The sequence below is a fragment of the Streptomyces sp. NBC_01451 genome (assembly GCF_036227485.1).
GTDB lineage: Bacteria > Actinomycetota > Actinomycetes > Streptomycetales > Streptomycetaceae > Streptomyces.
Genome location: NZ_CP109479.1, coordinates 9,927,415 through 9,947,634 on the forward strand (window position 1 = coordinate 9,927,415; position 20,220 = coordinate 9,947,634).

A 20,220-nucleotide genomic window follows, 5' to 3' on the forward strand; every position below is an offset into this window, starting at 1 on the left:
GGATCGACGTCGGGCACCGCGGCCACAAGGACTGTCGCGTGCCTCGGACACTCACGGCCGACCGGGCCGATCGCGGGGCGCTCACCCTGTCCGTGCGCGGTACGACCCAGTACGAGCATGGAGGCCTCGGCGCCGCCGCCCAGCAGCACTCGCGAGGGCGGGCCCTCCTTGACGAGGGCGTGTGCGGCGCTGTCGATCCGTGCGTCGAAGACGTCGCGCAGCGTCCCGGCGAGCAGCCGCCCCGTCCCGCTCTCGGGCGGCCGTCGGCCGCGCAGATGCGGGAGGGTAGAGGGGGTGAGGCCGGGCCCGGCCGGTTCCCAGGCGTGCACCGCGACGACCTCGGCGAGCAGAGCGGGCAAGCAGGGCATGGGCCGGCCCGGTGGCCCGGCGCAGTGCGTCCCTGGACGCCTCGGATCCGTCGACGCCCACCACGATGTTCCGGACCGGCGGCGACTTCGGTCACGACAGTGCCTACCTGACGGCGGTTCAGCACAGCCATGCGGGCCAAGCGTTCGCTACGACGGTGATCCACCGGCATCGGTGCTCATGACGGGCCCTTCGTGGCCGCCCTGGTCGAGCCGGAAGGGCGGATACACGTCGGTGAGCAGGGCCGAGTAGGCGGCCACGCGCAGCACCCAGCGGTTGAGCCCCATCACCAGATCGAAGACGCCGCGCGGGTAGCGTCCGGTGAACGCCAGGGAGACCCCGGCGAACAGCGTGAGTACGGTGATCAACCCGCCCTCGGCCCACGGCAGGCGGACCCCGCCGAGCAGGAAGCCGAGCACGATGTAGTGGGGGAGGGCGAGCAGCCACCACTTCACCCACACGAGGCCGCGGGAGAGCTCCTTGGGGTACGACACGTCGAAGTGCGTCGGGTAGTCGGGTACGTCGGCGAGCGTGAAGGGCGGGTAGCGGTCGGTGCCCAGAGCACCGTACGCGTAGTACGCCACTCGCCAACTCCACCGCAGTACACCGGTGTTGAAGTCGAAGAGGGCGCGTGGATAGCGGCCGGTGAAGGCAATCGCGAAGAACGCCGCCACGCTCACCCCCACGAACGCCACCCACAGGAACAGCAGGATGACGTAGTGGGGGATCGCGAGCAGCCACTTCACCAGCCACAGCCAGCGGGACAACCGCGGATCGAGATCCGCTGTCAGCCGGACCGGAGACATGCTTTTCGTGCTCATGGGGGCTGATCCCTTCGGGAGTGAGAGGCGATCAGTGCCGGTATTCCCGGTGATCGTCGTGCTTGCCGATGTGGTGCCGTTCCTGGATGAAGGCCTCCTGTTCACCGGGGCCGACGACGAACGAGCTGTAGTCGAGCACCACGCAGGCGCCCACTACGGCCGCGCCGATCAGCAGAAGCGGGATCATTGCTGGCTTCTCTCGTCCGCCCGTCCGCGGTTCCGGCGCGGGGCGCAGCCGGTCAGAGCCTGCGCAGCCAGTCGTCGGCCACGCCGTGCGGGGCCTGTCCGGCCGGCTGAAGACGCCTGTCGTCGTCGAACCGGTACGACAAGTGGTCGACGACGTCCACGACGCCGTCCGTCCGTCGCGTCAGGTCCAGCGCCACGGGTATGTCGCTGCGCCGCTCCAGCTGGCCGGTGAGGGTGACGATGCCGTCCCGCACGTCGGCCTCGACGGTGTGCGGGGCCAGCCACAGCGTTTTCACGAAGATCCCCAGTTCCACGTCCCGCCGGATCTCCTCGTCGGCTCGCACGAAGACCTGGAGCAGGTCGCGGCGGGTGACGATGCCGACCAGCCGCTCCTCCTCGTCCACCACGGGCAGCCGCTCGATGCGATGCTCGGCCATGAGCCGGGCGGCCTCGGGGAGCGTGGCGTCGGCGTACACGGTGATGGCGGGCGTCGACATCGCTCCGCCGGCCGTGCGCGCACGGCTCTTGGCCGTGGCCCGCCGGACGCCGGGGCTCAGACGGCGCAGCCACGCCCAGGTGCCCGGGCGGGCGTTCGGGTCCGGCCGGGACTGCTTCAGCATGAGGTCGGTCTCGGAGATCACGCCGATGACCTTGTCGTCCTCGTCGGTCACCGGGAGCCCACTGACGCGGTGTTGGTCCAGCCTTCGCACCACTTCCTTGAACGATGTGCCGTAGTCCGCCGTGACGACGTGGCTGACCATGACGGCACCGACTTTGGTGGCCTTCATGACTGATTCCTCCTGTGCGGTCGGGACCCGCGGTCGGCGCAGATACGGGTTGTCGGGGCGACACGGCACGAGCCGCCCCGGGATGCCTGGCGTGGTTGGCGGGCGTGCTGTCGGCCCTTGTGCCGGAGCCCCGGCCAGTGCGCTCTCATGACGCCGGGCGGATCGTCGTGCGGTCCGCCGACAGGGCGTGCGCCGGTCTTTCATGGGTGTCTGCCATCACGCCCCCTTACGGTTCTCAGCTTCAGCGTCCGCCGCGGGGGGCCGGGGACACATGGGCTGAGCGGGTACGGCATCGGGCCGAACGGCCCCTCACCTCGCGTCGGTCCGCACGGACAGGGGCTCGCCGATCATGCCCGTCATCCGGTTTGCGTGGCCTGTGTACGTCGAGCGTGCGCGCGGCTCGGCCTCGTCGGCCACGGTGAGGGCGAAGCCGACATGGACGATGACGTACGTGTGCCCATGTCTGCCGTGGGCGTGCAGGTGAGGCACACCTCGCGGCCTACGCCGCCGGAGTCGGCGGTGCCCGTCCTCATGCCGGTGCCGTCGACCTGTCCGTGCGAGCGGCGTGCCGTCCAGGGCGAGCTGGTGGACCCGGCCGGGTTGTGGTGGCTCGGCGCGTCCGGCGTCGAGGACGGCAGGACCGGCGCCCTCCGGGAGGGAGCAGCCGACCGGGTCGCCGTCGCAGGTCTCCGGAGTGGTACCGGTCGGAGGTGAGGGGCGTATTCCCGGGTGCGTTCGATCAGGGCCCGGCCCACGCCGTGGCGGCGCCGGAACCAGGGTCCGATCCCGATGACCACGATCCGGTGCGGGAGAATGTCGTCTCTTTCATGGCTGTGATGTCTCCCCCTGCTTCGGGCTGTGTGATCGCCCTCGGCCCCGGTGGACGCACAACGGCATGGGCCGAATGTCCCCGACAGGGACCGAACAGCCCCTCGTACAGCCCGGCTGGCGGTGAGACGGTGAAGGTGGAGCCCCGTGCCTCACCACTGGGCACTCTGACGGAAGGCGGTTGGGAGAAATGCAGCTTCCTCTGGTCGTAGGTGTCGACGGATCGGAAGCGAGTCTTCCGGCGGTCGACTGGGCGGTGGACGAGGCGGCCCGACGTGGTGTTCCGCTGCGGCTGGTGCACGCTTCTCTCTGGGAGCGCTACGAGGGCCCCCCGCCCTGGCACGGTGTCGAACAGCCATCCGAAAGGGTGCTGGCGGAACACGTCGTCGCCTCGGCGGCGGAGCGTGCCGCACGGCGCAACCCGGAGGTGAAGGTGTCCACCGTGATCCTCACGGAGGAACCCGTCGACGCCCTTCTGCGTGAAGGCAACAACGCCTCCGCCCTGGTCACGGGATCGCGTGGCCGCGGTGAGCTGAAGGGGATGCTCCTGGGATCGGTAGGCCTGGCCGTGGCGGCCCGCGCGCACTGCCCGGTGATCGTGGTCCGCGGTGACAAGGTCGCCCTGGCCGCGAGCCACGAGCGGATCCTGCTCGGCGCCGGGGACCCGGCCACGAGCGCCGAGGCCGTGCGCTTCGCCTTCCGAGAGGCCGAAACACGCGCGTGCACCCTCGACGTCGTACGCGCCTGGCGCTGCCCCGCGTACGAGATCTCCGAGAGTCCTCAGGCCGTGGTCGAGGACCTGGCGCGTCACCACGAGGAGCGGGCCTCCGCCCTGCTCGACGCGGTGCTCCACGACGCGATGGCCGACCATCCGGGTGTCCGGGTGCGCCGCGCGACGGTCGAGGGACCGGCCCGCAAGGTGCTCCTGAGCCGGTCGGCCGCCGCCGATCTCGTGATCATCGGGGCGCGGCGCAGGCAGGGACACCTCGGCCTCCAGCTCGGCCTGGTGGGCCATGCGCTGCTGCACCACGCCGACTGCCCGGTGGCGGTCGTGCCCCAACAGGTGTGAGGTCGGCTCGCGCTACCCGTTCACCTGGGAAAGGAGTGCTCGTGACCGTGCGGTCCCGTACCGAACTCGTTCCCGCGCTTCGGGACGTCCGGGCTGTCGTCCTCGACACCGACGGGGTGATCACCGACTCGGCCAGGGTGCACGCCGCCGCGTGGCGGACCGCCTTCGACGCCTTCTTGCGCGAGCATCCGCCCGAAGACCCCGGTGCGCGGCGCCCGTTCGACGTGAGCGAGGACTATCTGCGGTACGTGGACGGCAAGTCCCGGTTGGACGGAGCCGCCGCCTTCCTCGCCTCGCGCGGCCTCGACACCTCGGCCGAAACGGTGCGTGCCGTCGCCGCCGACAAGGAACTGCTTTTCACCGAGCGGCTGGTACAGCACGGCGTGGACGCCTATCCGGGGACGGTACGGCTGGTGCGTGCCCTGCGCCGGGCGGGGATACCCGTGGCCGCGGCCTCGGCGTCCCGGCACGCGGGTGAACTCCTCACCAGGGCCGGAGTGATGGACCTCTTCGACGGGCTGGTCGACGGTGGCGAAGCGGCCCGGCTGGGGCTGGCGGGCAAGCCGGAACCCGACCTCTTCCTGGAGGCGGTGCGACGGCTCGGCGTCCCCGCCGACCGCGCCGCCGTCGTCGAGGACGCGCTGGCGGGTGTGGAGGCGGGCCGTCGCGGTGCGTTCGGCGTCGTCGTCGGCGTGGACCGGGCCGCCGGCCCGGACACCGGGGAGAGACTGCGGCGGCACGGCGCCGACATCGTCGTACGAGACCTGGGGGAGCTGCTCGTGGGAGGGACACCGCGGTGACGGAAGAGACGGCGGCAACGGGCTGGCGCTGGGAGTACGACGGTTACGAACCTGCGGACGAGCGACTCAGGGAATCCCTGTGCGCGCTGGGCAACGGCTACTTCGCGACCCGCGGGGCGCTGCCCGAATGTGTGGCCGACGACGTGCACTACCCGGGCACCTATGCGGCCGGCTGCTACAACCGGCTCACCTCGGAGGTCGCGGGACGGCGGGTCGAGAACGAGGACATGGTCAACCTGCCGAACTGGCTGCCGCTGCGCTTCCGCCCGTCCGGCGGGGAGTGGCTCACCCCTGACACAGCGACGGTGCTCGACCACCGACAGGTGCTGCACCTGGCCTCCGGACTGCTGGAGCGCCGGACGCGGTACGCGCTCGGTGAGGGGCGGGCACTGCTGGTGCGGCAGCAGCGGTTCGTGCACATGGCCGACCCTCACCTGGCCGTCCTGCGCACCGAGTTCACGGCCGAGGGCTTCGTCGGCGAGCTGGAGGTCGAGGCGGCGCTCGACGGCGGCGTCACCAATGCCGGGGTGGCGCGCTACCGGGGGCTGGACGGCCGCCATCTGACCCATGTGCACACCGGCAGCGCCGGGCCCGACACGGTGTGGCTGCGCTGCCGGACCCGTACCTCGGACATCCGGATCGGCATGGCGGCCCGCCTGACCACGGGCAGGCCGGTCTCGGACCCGCCCCACGCGACCCGTGCGGTCCAGCGGGTACTCCTGCACCTGACCCCGGACCTCACGGTCGCCGTCGACAAGACCGTCGCCCTGCATACCTCCCGTGACCCCGCGATCAGCGACCCGCTGGCGGCGGCTGTCTCCCGGGTGGCCTCGGCCCCCGGCTTCGACGAACTGCTGGAGGGGCATCTCACAGCCTGGGACCAGCTGTGGCGCCGGGCCGACCTCGACGTCCCCGGGGAGGCCGGACGCATCCTGCGGCTGCACCTCTTCCACGTGTTGCAGACCCTCTCCCCGCACACCGCCGACCTCGACGTGGGTGTGCCCGCCCGAGGACTTCACGGTGAGGCGTACCGGGGGCACGTCTTCTGGGACGAGCTGTTCGTGCTGCCCTACCTCAACCTGCACTTCCCGGAGGTGTCCCGCGCGTTGCTCACCTACCGTCACCGGCGTCTGGACGAGGCCCTTGCCGGGGCGCGGGCGGCCGGCCTGCGGGGGGCCATGTATCCGTGGCAGAGCGGCAGCGACGGTCGGGAGGAAACACAGGAACTGCATCTCAACCCGCGCTCGGGGCGCTGGCTGCCGGACCGCTCGCGGCTCCAGCACCATGTCGGTTCGGCGGTCGCCTACAACGTGTGGCAGTACTGCGAGGCGAGCGGTGACACCGAGTTCCTACACACCAAGGGCGCCGAGATGATGCTGCAGATCGCCCGCTTCTGGGCGGACTCGGCCACCTACGACGAGTCCCTCGGGCGCCACCGCATCCGCGGCGTGGTCGGCCCCGACGAATACCACGACGCCTACCCGGACACGGACGAGCCCGGCCTCGACGACAACGCGTACACCAATGTCACCGCCGCCTGGGTGCTCGCCCGCACACTGGAGGTTCTGCGCGGCCTGCCCGAACCCCGCCGCCGTGAACTCCTGGAGCGCACCGGCCTCGACGGCGGCGAGCTCGAACAGTGGGAGGACGTCTCCCGCACCCTCCACGTGCCCTTCCACGACGGGGTGATCAGCCAGTTCGAGGGCTATGGCGACCTGGCCGAACTGGACTGGGAGGGGTACCGGAAGCGGTACGACGACATCCGGCGCCTGGATCGGATCCTGGAGGCTGAGGGCGACACCGTCAACCGCTACCGGGCGTCCAAGCAGGCCGACGTGCTGATGCTCGGCTACCTCTTCGCGCCGGCCGAACTGCGGGCGCTTTTCGGCCGCTTGGGGTACCGGCTCGACGAGGACACGTGGCGGCGCACCGTCGACCACTACCTGGACCGGACCAGCCACGGTTCGACGCTCAGCGGTCTGGTCCACGGCTGGGTTCTGGCCCGGGCCCGGCGGGCCGAGGCCTGGGTCTTCTGCCAGGAGGCCCTGCGGGGCGACATCGCCGACCTGCAGGGCGGCACCACGGGTGAGGGCATCCATCTGGGCGCCATGGCCGGCACCCTTGATCTGGTCCAACGCGGACTGACCGGCCTGGAGACCCGCGGCGGGGCCCTGTGGCTCGACCCCGTGCCGCTGCCCGAACTGTCCTCGTACGGGTTCGCCGTCCGTTACCAGGGCCACTGGGGAGTGCGGCTGCGGCTGGAACGGGAGCGGCTGGAGATCGCGGTGCCGTCGTCCGACCGGGACCCGATCGATGTCCGGCTGCCGGACCGCGCGGTGTCCGTCCAGCCCGGAGAGACATGCCGACTGGTGCTTCCGGACTGACCCTCACGCCGGGACTACGGCGAGGGTGCACCTGCTGCGCTGCGCGACGGTGTACGCGACGGAACCGAGCCCGCTGCCGGTCCCCCGCCCCACCACCAGCAGCTCGGCGTTCCCCGAGGTCCGGACGAGCGCCTCGGCGGGATCGAAGAGGACGACGTCCTCCAGGACACGCACGTGCGGGTACTTGTCGCGCCAGGGCCGCAACGCCTCGGACAGCAGTGTCATCTCCCGGTCCGCCCGGGCCGCGAAGACCGCCGGTACAGAGTGTGAACACGGGGTGGGGCCGGTCTCTCCGGCGGGGGGTGGTCCGGCGTGCAGTACGTGCAGTCGCAGTCCGCGCGTGCGTGCCGTGTCGAAGGCGAAGCCGATGGCGCCGTCGGCCGGGTCGCGGGCGTCGACGGCGAGCGTCACTTTGTCGGGCCGGCGTCCCCGGCCCGTACCGGCGAGTCCGCTCGGCACCAGGACGACCGGGCAGACCGCGCCCCCGGCGACGGACAGTGCCGTCGATCCCAGCGACAGGCCCGCGCGGCCCCCTTCGCCACGCGCACCCAGGACGATCATCTCCGCGTCCCGGCTCTGGAACCGCAGCGCGGGCGCCGCCGCCCCCGCGAGCCGCACACTCTCGACGCGCAACGCCGGGTGAGCGGCCACGAGTTCGGCCGCCACGCGCGTGGCCACGCCTTCCGGCCGGTACGGCCACAGCTCCGGCGCGTCCAGACCGTGCAAGGGTGTTACATGGACCACCCGCAGGGGCAGCCCGTGCGACAGCGCCTCGTGCGCCGCCCAGTCGGCCGCGATGCGACTGCGTGCCGACCGGTCGACACCGGCCACGACCACTCGCTCCATGACGGATCGTCTCCAGAGGGCATGGGCCGTCGGTCGGCTCATGAGCACGGCGGCCCCGAGCGCGCGCCGGCGGCTCTCTCCCCTCCTCACTGTGGCGCGGCATTCTGCACCCGGGCTTGGGCCGAACGGCCCTCGGCGAGGACCCGGCGGCCCCTCACCGTGCGAGTGCCATGGCGTGACGTTGGTACTACGGAGCGGAAGCGCCCAGGAGACGCGCGTGATGTTGTTGTCAGTTTTCCTAGGAGTCGACGGATCGGCCGGAGAGCCTGGCCGCCGCCGTGGGGGTACTTTCCATGCCTTCCGGGCAGTGGGGGAGGGCGGCTCGCGAGGCCGCGCTGTGTGCCCCGAAGTCCGCCTCGCGATGTCCGCCTCTGCGACGAGCAGGCCGAGGACCCGACGACCCCGGCGATGCCGGTGGCCGCGGAAGAGGCCGACCTGCTGGCGCGGGGATCACGCGAACTCAGCGGTTTCACCGGCCTCCCCGTCGGATCGGTCGCCTTGGGCGGAGTCGCCGAAGCCACGTGTCCCGTCGCCCTCGTACGGGCCGGGGAAGGAGCGACGGGCGAACACCTTGCCGCGCCCGACGGGATCGCGTCCACGCGGACCGGCCACCGGGACGTGGTGCTCGGCGTCGACGTCTCGGACTCGTGCGACGCGGTCATCGAGTTCGCCTTCCGCAGTGCTTCAGGTGTGGCGCGACAAGTACTCCGACGTGGATGTTCTGGAGCAGGTAGTCAAGGGCGGAGCGACCGACGCGCACTTCCGGGCGGCATCCGGGGCGAGTCTCCTTGTCGTCGGGCACCGTCTGACGGAGCGGCCGGTGGGCCCGCGTACCGGACCTGTCACCCACGCGGTGATCCACCACGTCGGCCGCCCGGTGGCCGGCGTACCCGACGGATGACAGCGGAGCCCTGCGGCACCACCGCACGGACACCGCCGAGACCAGCGACAACACACGGCAAACGAGATGAGGTGACGGTCATGACGAGGCCGGTTGTGGCCGGCCTGGACGGCTCGCGCGAGAGCATCGCCGCGGCCGACTGGGCGGCCAGGGAAGCCCTGCGCCGAAGGCTCCCGCTCCGTCTGGTGCACGCCTGGGAGGGCCTGCCGGAAGAGGGGACCGAGGCGACCCTGCCCGAACCGCGGGCACCGCAGTACCACCCACGCCGGGTGCTGCGCACCACACTGGAACTCCTGCACGAGCGGTACCCGCGGCTGTACGTCGCCGCCGAGCAGGTGCCCAGGCAGCCCGGCGCCGCTCTGCTTGCCGAGGCGGAGAACGCCGAACTCCTTGTCATCGGGAGCCAGGAGCCCAGCGGCGCAGGCGGATTCCTCCTGGGTTCCGTCGCGCTGGCCACCATGACCCACGTCGAGCAACCCCTCGTCCTCGTACGGGCCGGCTTCACCGCGGCGGACGAGCACCTGCCGGACTCCGCCGGAAAGCCGTCCGTCCGTGAGCCGCACCGTGACGTCGCGGTCGCCGTCGACACCGACGGATCGCGCGACGACGTACTGGAGTTCGCGTTCCACGCCGCCGATCTGCGCGACGCACCGCTGCGGGCCGTCCACGCCTGGCATGTGCCGCTCGGCCACGGCATCCCGGGGGACGAGGAACACGCCCGAATGCGGGGCGAGGCGGAACGGGAACTCGCGGCGCTGCTCCAGCCATGGCGCGAGAAGTACCCTTCCGTACTCGTCCGCGAGACCCTCTACGAAGGGCGCCCGGCCCATGTCCTCGTGCGGGCCGCCAACGGGGCGGGCCTGCTGGTGGTGGGCCGCCGCAGGCGGCGTGCCGCGGTCGGCTCGCACACCGGCCACGTCGCCAACGCCTTGATCCACCACGTCGACCGCCCGATCGTCCTGGTGCCCCACGACTGACGGCGCATTTCGCGGCCCTGGTGAGAGCCCTTGCGGGTGGCGGGGGCCGTCCGGCCCTGGTGAGGGACCTGCGGCCCATGCGTTGTTCCGTCCGAGAGAACGAGCCTGAGAGCAGGAAGCCAGAGAAGGGCGGCACCCGTCATGCCCGTCCTGTCCACGTCCCTCGGCCACGCGTCCGTCCATCTCGTCCGCGCCGCCGTCACCGCGCCCTCGCTGTACAACACCCAACCGTGGACCTTCGTCGCCGAGGCCGGGGACAGAGGCCTGGAACTGCACGCGGACGTCACCGTCGGCTCACGCACACGGACCCGCACGGCCGCGAAATTGTTGTCAGCTGAGGCGCCGCCCCGCACTGAGTCGACGATCGCGCGGGCCGACGTCACCTCGCGAGCTGGTCCGGGCCGGTGAGGACGCCCAACCGTCCGATCCGGGGTGCGCCGCCGAACGGGGCCGCTGGACCGGGCGGCTCGTGCAGCAGCGCGCCGACGCGGTTCCCGCCGACAGCACGCATTCGGACAGCACATCGTGCGCCGTACGGGACTGTTCCGACCTCGCCCGGATGTTCCTGTCGTCACCACGGCGTTGGTCGGCGCGGACGGGCCTGTTCGTTGTGCTGAGCACGGAGCGCGACGGCCGGTCGGACTGGCTCCGAGCAGGCAAGGCTCTGGAGCGGATCCTGCTGTACGCGGCTACCCACGGGGTGATGGCGGCGTTCCACACCCAGCCCCTCGAACGTCCGGAGCTACGGGCGCACGTGCGCCGGACACTGCGCGCGGGAGAGTTCCCGCGGGTGATCCTCCGCCTCGGACGCGTACCGTACGGCTACGCCCTGCCCCGGCGCCCCGGTGACGGAGGTGCTCAAGCCGAGCGGCTCCTGGAACCCTTCGGCGAGGTATACGGCTGTTCGGTCCCTGGGGCCGGCCGGTGAGGCAGCGCTGGAGGCCGCTCTGTACGGGTTCGGGCGACGGCCGGCTGCTCGGCCGCGCGGATCCAGGGCATGACCGGCTCACCAGCCGGCCCGACCACGGCACGATGCCCTCCCAGGCCGCCGTGTCGCCACGCCTGGCCGTCGGAGGTGTACGAAATCGTGCCCGACCTGGATGGGGGAGCGAGCGGGTCGTCCGGTACTCCGATGACGGCCATGAGCGACAACCATGCGAACCCGGGGCTACAGGTGAGTCGAGGCGCAGAACTCTTCCGCCACAGGGACCGCTGGCCGGCTCTTTGGGACCTTCGGTCCCTCGTGCCGCAGACGCGAAGGACACAAGAGTGGGAGGACCACATCTTCGAAGGAGACCCACTCATGTCCCGTACCATCACCGTTGGTCTTGACGGCTCGAACGAAAGCCTCGCTGCGGCTGATTGGGCCGCGCGTGAGGCCGCGATGTACGGGATTCCCCTCCGTGTCGTGCACGCGGGGGAACAACAGCCCCACGAGTACGTGCCGTTCGCGGGCGAGCGGATTCCCCTGCCGGGAACGGACCGGTCCGCCCGCCTGCTGGCCGAGGCGAAGGCCCGGCTGGCCCACCGCCACTCCGGTGTACAAGTGACTGCCGAGCAGATCGCCGGCCGTCCGGTGAACGCGTTGATCGCCGCCGCGGGGGAGGCCGAAGTCCTCGTCCTCGGATCGCGGGGCCTGGGCAAGGTGGCGGGAGCCATGCTCGGTTCCGTGGCGCTGGCCGTGGTCGCCCGAGCCGAGCGGCCGGTCGTCCTGGTCCGTGCCATGGAGGACATCGGGCCGGAAGGTCGACCGGAAGCGTTCGAGGAGGCCGACGCGGCCACCCCGTACCGTGATGTGGTGCTGGGACTGGACCTGCGCGCTCCCGACGACCACGTCCTGGAATTCGCGTTCGACGCCGCGTCCAGGCGTGCCACCAGGCTGCGGGTGATCCACGGTTGGGGCGGCGTGATCTCCCCCTCCGCTCTCGCAGGTGACGCCGGTCCGGCCCAGGACGGGCAGACAGCGGTGGCCGCAGTGCTCCACCCCTGGCGGGACAAGTTTCCTGGCGTAGAGGTGACGGAAGAGGCCGTCATCGGCGATGCCGGTGCGCACCTGGTGGACGTCTCGCAAGACGCCTCGATGATCGTCGTCGGGCGCCGCAACCGCACGGTCGCGCTCGGCTCGCGCATCGGTCCGGTGGCCAGCACGGTCCTCCAGCACGCGGTGGCACCGGTCGCGGTGGTGCCGCACGACTGACGGCGTTCGCGCGGATCGGTGACCAGCCACGGCTAGCCGGTGCCGACCACGCTCCAACCGGTGTGCGTGTCGGGGTCGATGACGTCGGCCTCGTAGACGGCGGCGGCCCCCGCACCCCCGGCCTGCCGAGTGTGTCGGGTCGGTGCGGCGTCACCACGGGTAAAGGCTCCATCGCCCAAGGTCGGCGCCACCCAGTGGGCAAATTCATGTGCAGTCCCTTACGCGTGCTGTGTTCTCGGGCGCCGTGACGTGCTTGTCCGCCTCTCCCTGTGCTGCCGGCCTTCCACGTTGAGCGGTGCGCGCCGTGGGCGACTTCCACGTGCCTGACCCGCGTCTGGCGCCGGCATCGGCGGCCACGGGGGCGGTGTCGATCGGCCGCCTCCAGATGTTCCTGGGCGATGCCGACGTGGTACCGGCCGGGCAGAATCCGCCGTTCCAGGCAGTCACGGCACTCGGTGTGTCTGTGCCGTTGACTTCGGAGCTCACCGGGGTTGTCCGTCTGCCGAGTTCCGCGAGGGACGATCAGAGGCTGCTGGACCGTCCGGCGATCCGATCGAGCAGGTTGTCCCGGATCTCGATCAGACGGCCTCGCCGGGACGGCTCGGGCCGGAGGAGTGAAGACCGGACGCAGCCTGTCTCCCGTACTGTGGCTCCGCATGACCGACTTCGATATGAAGATCACCGCGGAGCTGGTGCGCGACCTTCTCAAGGACCAGCATCCGGACCTCGCGGGGCTGCCCATCCGGGAGGTAGCGGGCGGTTGGGGCAACCAGATGTGGCGCGTCGGGGATGAGTTGGCCGTACGCATGCCGCGCACGGAAGAGGCACCGGACCTCCTGCGGAAGGAGTGCCGTTGGCTGCCTGTCCTGGCCCCGCGTCTTCCGCTCCCGGTTCCGACTCCTGTGCGGATCGGCGAACCGTCCGCGCGCTTCCCGAGGCCCTGGGCCGTCATGACGTGGGTTCCCGGCGAGCCACTCGACTGCACCACGATCAGCCGCGGCAACCATGCGGCCGACGCTCTGGCGGGCTTCCTCCGGGCGCTCCATGCGGAGGCACCCGCTGAGGCGCCGGCCAGTCTGGACCGCGGCGGTCACCCCAAGAAGTGCACGGACGGTTTCGAGAATTTCTTGCAAGCCATTGATCCCGGCGGCTTTACCGCCGACACCCCGGCCGTCCGGGCCGTCTGGGACGATGCTGTCGCGGCCCCCGAGTGGGAGGGGCCACCGGTATGGCTGCACGGTGACCTCCATCCCGCGAATGTCGTCGTCACGGACGGGACACTCTCGGGCGTGATCGATTTCGATTCCATGTTCGCCGGCGATCCGGCGTGGGACCTCGCAGCCGCCTGGCTGCTGCTTCCCGCCGGCGTGGCCTCGCGGTTCTTCGACACGTACGCGCAGGCAGACGAGGCGGCGATCCGGCGCGCCCGCGGGCTGGCCGCTGTGAAATGCCTCTTCCTGATACTCATGGGGCAGAACGGAGATCGGGGCCTTCCCGGCGGCAAGCCGAACTGGGGACCTGTAGGCCGGGCGGCACTTGATCGTGTTCTGAAGGGCGTCTGATACACGCTTCTATTCTTTGAACCCGCGCCAGCTCTTGGCCGAGGACCATGCGGACCATCCACCTCCGCGGGTTCATCGCTCGCGCCGCGTGGTGAGGATGCCAAGGTCCACGGCCGTGTGCAGCCCGTTCCTCCGATCGATCCGGCGGAGCTTGCCTTCGGTTCCAGCCAGGCCGACCCGGAGTCCTTCAACAGGTACCGATGGAGACCTTGCGCTTCTCAAAGTGCGCGAGGGAAGCGTCCCGTTCCTTCTTCGTGGAGGTCCGATAATCATCGCCGGGTCGGGTGGCCCTGCGACGGGCGATTACGGTGCGTTGGGGGTGACCGTGCGGGCGCGGACGGCCGTGAAACGGGCCGCATGCCCGGCGTGCGGGACGCTGTCGGCTCGGGTGCCAGCCGGTACGTACGTCGGCTCGCCGACAGCGCGGTCGGCGAAGTGCCGGCCGGCAGGAAGTATTCGAATGTCTCGCGGTGATGCCGGCAGGCCGGGTCGGCGCACGCTGGTCCCCAACCCCGACGGCCGCGGTGAGCAGATCGACGCCGCTGCGGCTGGTCCGCGGTGTCGGGTGAGAACTCGGGAGCGCCCGATGCGGGGGCCCGGGACAATGATTGGCATGACGTCTCTCCAGGCCAACCCGCTGTTCACTCGACTCGCCGATGCCGAACGGATCCTCGTCGCGGGCGCGGGTGGCGGATTCGACATCTACTCCGGTCTGCCGTTGGCCCTTTCCCTCTTGCACCAGGGCAAGGAGGTGCATCTCGCGAACCTCTCCTTCAGTGCCCTTGAGGGTCTTCCGCTCGACGACTGGGTCGCCCCCGATCTGGCGGCGATCACTCCCGACTCCGCTTTGCACCAGAGCTATTTCCCCGAGCGGACCCTCGCTCAGTGGCTGCGACGGCACGGCTACCCATCCACCGTCTACGCCTTTCCCCAGACCGGGGTACGCCCGCTGCGCGCCGCCTACCAAGCGCTGATCGAGTTGCACCGCATCGACGCCGTGGTGCTGGTCGACGGTGGTACGGACATTCTGATGCGCGGTGACGAAGCCGGGCTCGGCACTCCGGAAGAGGACCTGGCCAGCGTGGCGGCGCTGGCCGCGTTGGACGACATACCGATCCGCCTCGTCGTCTCAGTCGGCTTCGGTGTGGACGCCTACCACGGCGTGAACCACGTGCAGGTGCTGGAGAACATCGCTGCGCTGGAGCGCGACGGCGCCTACCTCGGTGCGTTCTCGATACCGCGGGCCACTCGTGAGGGCGCTCTCTACCTTGACGCGGTGACGCACGCTCAGTACCACACCCCGGAGCACCCCAGCATCGTCAACGGTTCCATCGCGGCGGCCGTGCGCGGCTCGTTCGGCGATGTCAGGTTCACTGACCGTACCCGGGGCAGCGAGTTGTTCGTGAACCCGCTGATGTCCCTGTACTTCGCCTTCGAACTCCCGGGCCTGGCAGCCCGCTGCCTCTACCTGGACCGGATCGAGGACACCCACCTGATGCGTCAGGTCCATTCGCGGATAGTCGAGTTCCGCGAGTCCACAGTCACTCGCCCACCCCGTGGCTTCCCGCACTGATGACCAGGCCGATGGTGCGCTGCCCGGTCCCCTCGCCCCGTCCAGGCAGCGCAGCCGGACGCCGAGCTGCCAGGATGCCGTGTCGTACGGGCCGATGCCGCAACCACCCGCCACCCGCTGCCCGCCGTCCGCCGTCGGCAACGGATCTCACTGAACCCGGCGGTGGCGCCGGTACGGCCGGAAGATCTGAACCAGTACCAGTACCGGGGGTCAGGCCGCGACGAGCTCCTGCTCGCGGTCCGGGGTCTTGACCTTGGGCTTCTTGTTCGGCAGCGAGAGCCGGAAGACCTTGTGCCACGCCGAGAACACCTGCTTGGGCAGCGGCCCGGTGACGTACTCCAGCTCGTACTTGTCGAACAGTGCGCGTACCTTCACCGCGACCTCGGCATACCGGTTGCTCGGCAGGTCCGGGAACAGGTGGTGCTCGATCTGGTGCGACAGGTTGCCGGTCATGAAGTGCATGGCCTTGCTGCCGCTGATGTTGGCCGAGCCCATCATCTGGCGCAGGTACCACTGGCCGCGTGTCTCGCCCTTGATCGATCGGCGCTCGAAGACCTGCACGCCCTCCGGGAAGTGCCCGCACATGATCACCGAGTGGGTCCAGACGTTGCGGACCAGGTTCGCGGTGAACGTGGCGGCGAGCGTGGTGAGGAACGACGGGCCCGACAGCAGCGGGTGGATCACGTAGTCCTTGAGTACCTGCTTGCGGATCTTGCGGCCCACGGCCCTGGCCCGCGCGCGGAACTCCGGGTTGTTGCGGCGGCGCTTGTGCAGGTTCTTGCCGAGCTCCAGGTCGTACGCTGCGATGCCGTACTCGAAGAAGCAGGCGTTGATGAAGTTCCACAGCGGCTGGCCGAGGTGGAACGGGTGCCACCTCTGGTCCTCGTCGACGCGCATGATGCCGTAGCCGAGGTCGTTGTCCTTGCCGATCACGTTGGTGTACGTGTGGTGCAGCTCGTTGTGCGAGTGCTTCCACTGCTCGGACGGCGAGACGTGATCCCACTCCCAGGTGGTGGAGTGGATCTTCGGGTCCCGCATCCAGTCCCACTGGCCGTGCAGGATGTTGTGGCCGATCTCCATGTTGTCCATGATCTTCGCCACGGACAGGCCGGCGGTGCCGATCAGCCACGCGGGCGGGAAGATCGAGAACAGCAGCACGCCCCTGCTGACCAGTTCGAGCTTGCGCTGCGCCGAGATGACCTTGCGGATGTAGGCGGCGTCCTTCTCGCCGCGGTCGGCGATCACCTCGTCGCGGATCGCGTCCAGCTCGCGGCCGAGCTCCTCGATCTGCTCCGTGGTCAGGTGGGCGGTGGGGTCGGTGGCGGTCAAGGTGCTCCTACCGTTCGATGTCGCAGGGGCCCGCCGCGGCGGACACGCAGGTCTGGATGAGGACGCCCGGCTCGGCCTCGGTGATCTCGCCGGTGCGCAGGTCGCGGACGGCGCCCGCCTTGAGTGGCGTGACGCAGCCGAAGCAGATGCCCATGCGGCACCCGGAGGGCATGAGCACGCCGGCCTCTTCGCCGATGTCCAGCAACGGCGTGGCGCCGTCCGCGTCGACGGTCTTGCCGGTGGCGCTGAACGTGACCTCGCCGCCGTCGCCGGTGACGACGACACTGGGGCGGAAGCGTTCGGTGTGCAGGCGCTCTTGTACGCCGTGCTCGGTCCAGTGCTCTTCGGCGGCGTCGAGCAGGCCCCCGGGCCCGCAGGCCCAGGTCTCGCGCTCGGCCCAGTCGGGCACCAGTTCGTGGAGGCGGGCGATGTCGAGCATGCCGTCCGTCTCCGTGTGCACCTCGGTGAGCTGCAACTTCTTGTCCGCGACCAGGTCGTGCAGTTCGTTGCGGAAGATCACGTCCTGCGGCTGTGGCGCGCAGTGGACCATGACGACGTCGTCGAACTCGGTGTCGCGCAGCATGCCCATCACGGGAGTGATGCCGCTGCCGGCTGTCAGGTAGAGCACCTTGGCGGGCTTGGCCTGCGGCAGCACGAAGTCACCGGTCGCCTGGTCGAGCTGGATCAGGGTGCCCGGTTGCGCCCTGCGGACCAGGTGGTTGCTGACCTTGCCGTCCGGGATCGCCTTCACTGTGATCGTTACGCGGCCGTCCTGGCGGTTCGTCGGCGAGGTGAGGGAGTAGGCACGCCACAGGCGCACCCCGTCGACGTCGACCCCGATCCGCACGTACTGACCGGCTGTGTGGCCGCGCCAGCCCCGTCCCGGCCTGATCACGATGGTCGCGGCGTCACCGGTCTCGGGGTGCACGGCCTCGATGCGCCCACGCAGGTCGGCGCCCGCACGAAGCGGGCTGACCAGGTCGAGGTAGTCCGACGGCAACAGCGGCGTCGTGACCATCTCCAGCAGTTTCCACGCCCTGGTGCGGAGGGCTGTACTCGTCATGACTCCAGCTTGCTGCGCCTCAAGGCGTAAAGTCCTGACCACAGGACGTAAATCTGGTCGGCCGAATTGTTCGCAGGGAATAGAAACGTGAGCCATGCAATCCAGAGGGCCAGCGAACTGGCCCTGGATGAGACGACGGTCACCGCACTGCGGGCCGCGCTGAGGAGCACCGCCGACGAGGTCGTCCAGGCGGTCATCGACGAAGTCCCTCCCTACGCCAACGCCCTTTCGGGCCGGATGGGTGCCACCATCCGCCGAGCCGTCCGCACCGCCCTGGGGCACTATCTGGACCTCGCGAGCGGGAAGGCCACAGGTGGCGACGCCGGTGACGCAGCCTACGAGCTGGGCCGCGGCGAGGTGCGTGACGGCCGTTCGATGGACGCCCTGCTCAGCGCCTACCGCGTCGGCGCCCGCGTGGCCTGGCGAGGCCTGGCAGCGGGTGCCGTACCCGCAGGTCTGCCCGCCGCCGAGGTCGCCAAGTTCGCCGAGCTGACCTTCGCCTACATCGACGAGCTCTCCGCCGCGAGCGCCGCGGGCCACGCCGACGAACTGGCCGCCCGGGGCAGGGCCCAGGAGCGCCACCTGGAACACCTGGCCCGCGATCTCCTCGCCGGCGCGAACCCGGACGTGCTGCTGGCCTCTGCTCAACGGGCCGGATGGCAGCCTCCGGTTTCGCTGACCGCGGTCCTGCTGCCCGCCGCCCAGGCCCGGCCCGCCTACCGCGCACTCGACCCGGGCACCCTCGTCCTCGACGATCTGCCGGACGCCACCGGTGTGCTGCTCGTCCCGGACGCCGACCGGTCACATCTCCTGCGGCAGCTGACCGACCGTACCGCCGTGGTCGGCCCGGCCCGGCCATGGACTCGTGCGTCCGCCTCGTACGCACGAGCCGTACGCGCGCGCTCCCTCTCCTCCGATATCCGCGACACGGAGGACCACCTGCCCGAGCTGGTGCTGAGCGCCGACGCGGACGCGTTCGCCGACTTGCGTGCCCGAGCCCTCGCACCGTTGCGGACCTTGCCTGCCGCGACCGCCCGGCGGCTGGAGGAGACGTTGCGGGCGTGGCTGCTGCACCAGGGCAGGCGCGACGAGGTGGCGGCGGCGCTGTTCGTCCATCCCCAGACGGTCCGGTACCGGATGTCGCAGCTGCGGGAGCTGTTTCCGGATCTCGCATCGCCACAGCGGGTTCTTGAGCTGACTCTGGCGGTCGGTCTCGGGGTCAGCTGACGCGTACGCCGGCCATCCACGACTACCGTCCGCGAGCGGTCCAGGAATCGTGCCCCGTTCCCGGTGTCATCAGCCGGCTTGTGCGGCCCGGGGGAGAACGGCGTCAGCCGACTGGGACCGGGGGTTGACGCGAAGACCGGACAAGGCCTCGGGAAGCCTGCGGGGGACGCTGTCCCTGAGAAGCGCGATGGCGGATACGGCCCGCCCGGATCCGGTGGACGAGGCGCACCGGCCCGCCCGTCGACGTGCTCATCGACCAACTGGTCGATGAACTGGGCCTTTCTGCCCTGGAGAACGGCCTTCATGCCGTCTTGGAGGGCACTGTCCTGGCACGAGCTGACCCAACATCGCTCGGCGGGCAGCAGCCGAGTAGCCGTCGGGGCGGCCAGAGCGGGTCACCATGAGCAGCAGAGGGGCCGGGTCGCTCGCGCCAGGGACCACCGTGGCTCTGCGACGGCCCCCTGCCTCCCTTTCGACAGGCCAACCGGACGACCGACCGGGCCGTCCTGGCAGACCACGCGAGAGATGATGAGGATGAAATGACGGAACGTGAGATCAGGAGCTTCCATGGCGAAGCGGGTTCACCAGCCCCGTGAGGACGCGGAGTTCGATTTCATCCTCGGGATGAGCGAAGTTCCCGTCCTCGCATACTTCACCGGGACATGGCCCAAGGCGATCGAGCCCTGCCGGGTGATGGACCTCGTAGTGGGAGGCATCGCCGACGACTGGACGGGCCGCCTGACGGCCGTCCGCGCCGACATCACACGTTGTCCGGCTGCGACCGAGCGATACGGGATCACCGGAGCCCCGTCCTACGTCCTGCTCAAGAAGGGAGAGGCGGTGGCGCACGGCACGGGGCCCACGACCATCACCGAGCTACGGAAACTCCTGGACGACCACCTCTGAGCGACCCGTCGCGGCACGTGGCAGCGATGCCCGGCACGTCCCATCCATGGGAACTGCGCCGCCTGAGACACCTTGGGGCCGAGAAACAACCCCACACCGCGAGCACAACCGATGCCGGCGCGGAGAACGCCGTACCCCAGTGACCGAACAGAAAGCCCAGCGCGTACATCGGTGACAGCACCATGAGGATGCCCGGGTGGTCGGTGATGCCGACGACCCCGCACGCGCCGATGATCGTGAAGCAGAGGATCACCCCTGGCCCGAACACCCGGCCAACGGCACGGCTCCGGTGGCGCCGCCCGACCGGGCGGCAACGGCGACCCTCACCAGACCCTCAGGTAGGGCGACCATCTCATCCACCCCAGCCGGCGCCACCGGCCAGAAGTGGACCATCGGC

Annotated in this window: 20 protein-coding genes and 1 pseudogene; 13 read left to right on the forward strand and 8 right to left on the reverse strand. The window is 70.4% G+C overall.

The features are described 5' to 3' along the window. Positions 1-515: 515 nt before the first annotated feature. The 4 genes from OG595_RS43745 to OG595_RS43760 form a co-directional block, all read right to left on the reverse strand. Positions 516-1,187, reverse strand: coding sequence for a DUF4389 domain-containing protein (locus OG595_RS43745; protein WP_329282243.1), 672 nt, complete (start codon positions 1,185-1,187; stop codon positions 516-518). A gap of 31 nt (positions 1,188-1,218) precedes the next feature. Continuing rightward, the gene (locus tag OG595_RS43750; protein ID WP_329282245.1) at positions 1,219-1,374 is read right to left on the reverse strand and encodes a hypothetical protein; all 156 of its coding nucleotides are present in this window, start codon (positions 1,372-1,374) and stop codon (positions 1,219-1,221) included. A gap of 52 nt (positions 1,375-1,426) precedes the next feature. Beyond that, entirely contained in the window at positions 1,427-2,161 is a 735-nt protein-coding gene (locus tag OG595_RS43755; RefSeq protein ID WP_329282247.1) for a CBS domain-containing protein, read from the reverse strand. A 309-nt stretch (positions 2,162-2,470) separates the two neighbouring features. Then, positions 2,471-2,650, reverse strand: a complete 180-nt coding sequence (locus OG595_RS43760) for a hypothetical protein (protein WP_329282249.1) — start codon at positions 2,648-2,650, stop codon at positions 2,471-2,473. Positions 2,651-2,680: 30 nt separating this feature from the next. On the opposite strand from OG595_RS43760, the gene OG595_RS43765 reads away from it, so the two are divergent. From OG595_RS43765 to OG595_RS43780, 4 genes are all read left to right on the forward strand, one after another. Continuing rightward, a complete protein-coding gene (locus OG595_RS43765; RefSeq protein ID WP_329282251.1) occupies positions 2,681-2,875 on the forward strand; it encodes a hypothetical protein in 195 nt (64 codons plus the stop codon). Between the two features lie 304 nt (positions 2,876-3,179). After that, positions 3,180-4,058, forward strand: coding sequence for a universal stress protein (locus OG595_RS43770; RefSeq protein WP_329282253.1), 879 nt, complete (start codon positions 3,180-3,182; stop codon positions 4,056-4,058). Between the two features lie 41 nt (positions 4,059-4,099). After that, positions 4,100-4,858: an HAD family hydrolase gene (locus OG595_RS43775; protein WP_329282255.1), complete on the forward strand. Its 759-nt coding sequence runs from the start codon at positions 4,100-4,102 to the stop codon at positions 4,856-4,858. Next, positions 4,855-7,242: a glycoside hydrolase family 65 protein gene (locus tag OG595_RS43780; protein WP_329282257.1), complete on the forward strand. Its 2,388-nt coding sequence runs from the start codon at positions 4,855-4,857 to the stop codon at positions 7,240-7,242. Before OG595_RS43775 ends, OG595_RS43780 begins: the two co-directional genes overlap by 4 nt. Positions 7,243-7,245: 3 nt before the next feature. Here OG595_RS43780 and OG595_RS43785 read toward each other — a convergent pair whose 3' ends face one another. Beyond that, the gene (locus OG595_RS43785; protein ID WP_329282259.1) at positions 7,246-8,088 is read right to left on the reverse strand and encodes a universal stress protein; all 843 of its coding nucleotides are present in this window, start codon (positions 8,086-8,088) and stop codon (positions 7,246-7,248) included. Positions 8,089-8,767: 679 nt separating this feature from the next. Here OG595_RS43785 and OG595_RS43790 point away from each other — a divergent pair. The 7 genes from OG595_RS43790 to OG595_RS43820 all read left to right on the forward strand — a co-directional run bounded on the left by OG595_RS43790 (position 8,768) and on the right by OG595_RS43820 (position 15,298). Further along, positions 8,768-8,989, forward strand: a complete 222-nt coding sequence (locus tag OG595_RS43790) for a hypothetical protein (RefSeq protein WP_329282262.1) — start codon at positions 8,768-8,770, stop codon at positions 8,987-8,989. Between the two features lie 80 nt (positions 8,990-9,069). Continuing rightward, positions 9,070-9,966: a universal stress protein gene (locus OG595_RS43795; protein WP_329282264.1), complete on the forward strand. Its 897-nt coding sequence runs from the start codon at positions 9,070-9,072 to the stop codon at positions 9,964-9,966. A gap of 141 nt (positions 9,967-10,107) precedes the next feature. Further along, positions 10,108-10,374, forward strand: a complete 267-nt coding sequence (locus OG595_RS43800; protein ID WP_329282265.1) for a hypothetical protein — start codon at positions 10,108-10,110, stop codon at positions 10,372-10,374. Between the two features lie 61 nt (positions 10,375-10,435). Then, positions 10,436-10,894 (forward strand): hypothetical protein, encoded by a 459-nt coding sequence (locus tag OG595_RS43805; protein ID WP_329282267.1) that lies wholly within the window; start codon positions 10,436-10,438, stop codon positions 10,892-10,894. A 375-nt stretch (positions 10,895-11,269) separates the two neighbouring features. Then, the gene (locus OG595_RS43810) at positions 11,270-12,163 is read left to right on the forward strand and encodes a universal stress protein (RefSeq protein ID WP_329282269.1); all 894 of its coding nucleotides are present in this window, start codon (positions 11,270-11,272) and stop codon (positions 12,161-12,163) included. A gap of 656 nt (positions 12,164-12,819) precedes the next feature. Beyond that, positions 12,820-13,725, forward strand: a complete 906-nt coding sequence (locus OG595_RS43815; protein WP_329283627.1) for an aminoglycoside phosphotransferase family protein — start codon at positions 12,820-12,822, stop codon at positions 13,723-13,725. A gap of 613 nt (positions 13,726-14,338) precedes the next feature. Beyond that, complete coding sequence (locus tag OG595_RS43820; protein ID WP_329282271.1) at positions 14,339-15,298, forward strand: DUF1152 domain-containing protein; 960 nt, start codon at positions 14,339-14,341, stop codon at positions 15,296-15,298. Positions 15,299-15,508: 210 nt separating this feature from the next. On the opposite strand, the gene OG595_RS43825 is transcribed toward OG595_RS43820, so the two are convergent. Both OG595_RS43825 and OG595_RS43830 read right to left on the reverse strand, forming a co-directional pair. Further along, positions 15,509-16,627 (reverse strand): fatty acid desaturase family protein, encoded by a 1,119-nt coding sequence (locus OG595_RS43825; protein WP_329282273.1) that lies wholly within the window; start codon positions 16,625-16,627, stop codon positions 15,509-15,511. A 7-nt stretch (positions 16,628-16,634) separates the two neighbouring features. Then, a complete protein-coding gene (locus tag OG595_RS43830) occupies positions 16,635-17,690 on the reverse strand; it encodes a ferredoxin reductase (protein WP_329282275.1) in 1,056 nt (351 codons plus the stop codon). Between the two features lie 87 nt (positions 17,691-17,777). Here OG595_RS43830 and OG595_RS43835 point away from each other — a divergent pair, with 87 nt between their 5' ends. Together OG595_RS43835 and OG595_RS43840 are read left to right on the forward strand one after the other, a co-directional pair. Continuing rightward, positions 17,778-18,917, forward strand: coding sequence for a PucR family transcriptional regulator (locus OG595_RS43835; RefSeq protein ID WP_329282277.1), 1,140 nt, complete (start codon positions 17,778-17,780; stop codon positions 18,915-18,917). Between the two features lie 567 nt (positions 18,918-19,484). Then, the gene (locus tag OG595_RS43840; protein ID WP_329282279.1) at positions 19,485-19,823 is read left to right on the forward strand and encodes a thioredoxin family protein; all 339 of its coding nucleotides are present in this window, start codon (positions 19,485-19,487) and stop codon (positions 19,821-19,823) included. On the opposite strand, the pseudogene OG595_RS43845 reads toward OG595_RS43840, so the two are convergent. Beyond that, a pseudogene (locus tag OG595_RS43845) lies at positions 19,786-20,103 on the reverse strand (KUP/HAK/KT family potassium transporter); the annotation flags it as partial. The gene OG595_RS43840 and the pseudogene OG595_RS43845 overlap by 38 nt on opposite strands. Positions 20,104-20,220: the final 117 nt, after the last annotated feature.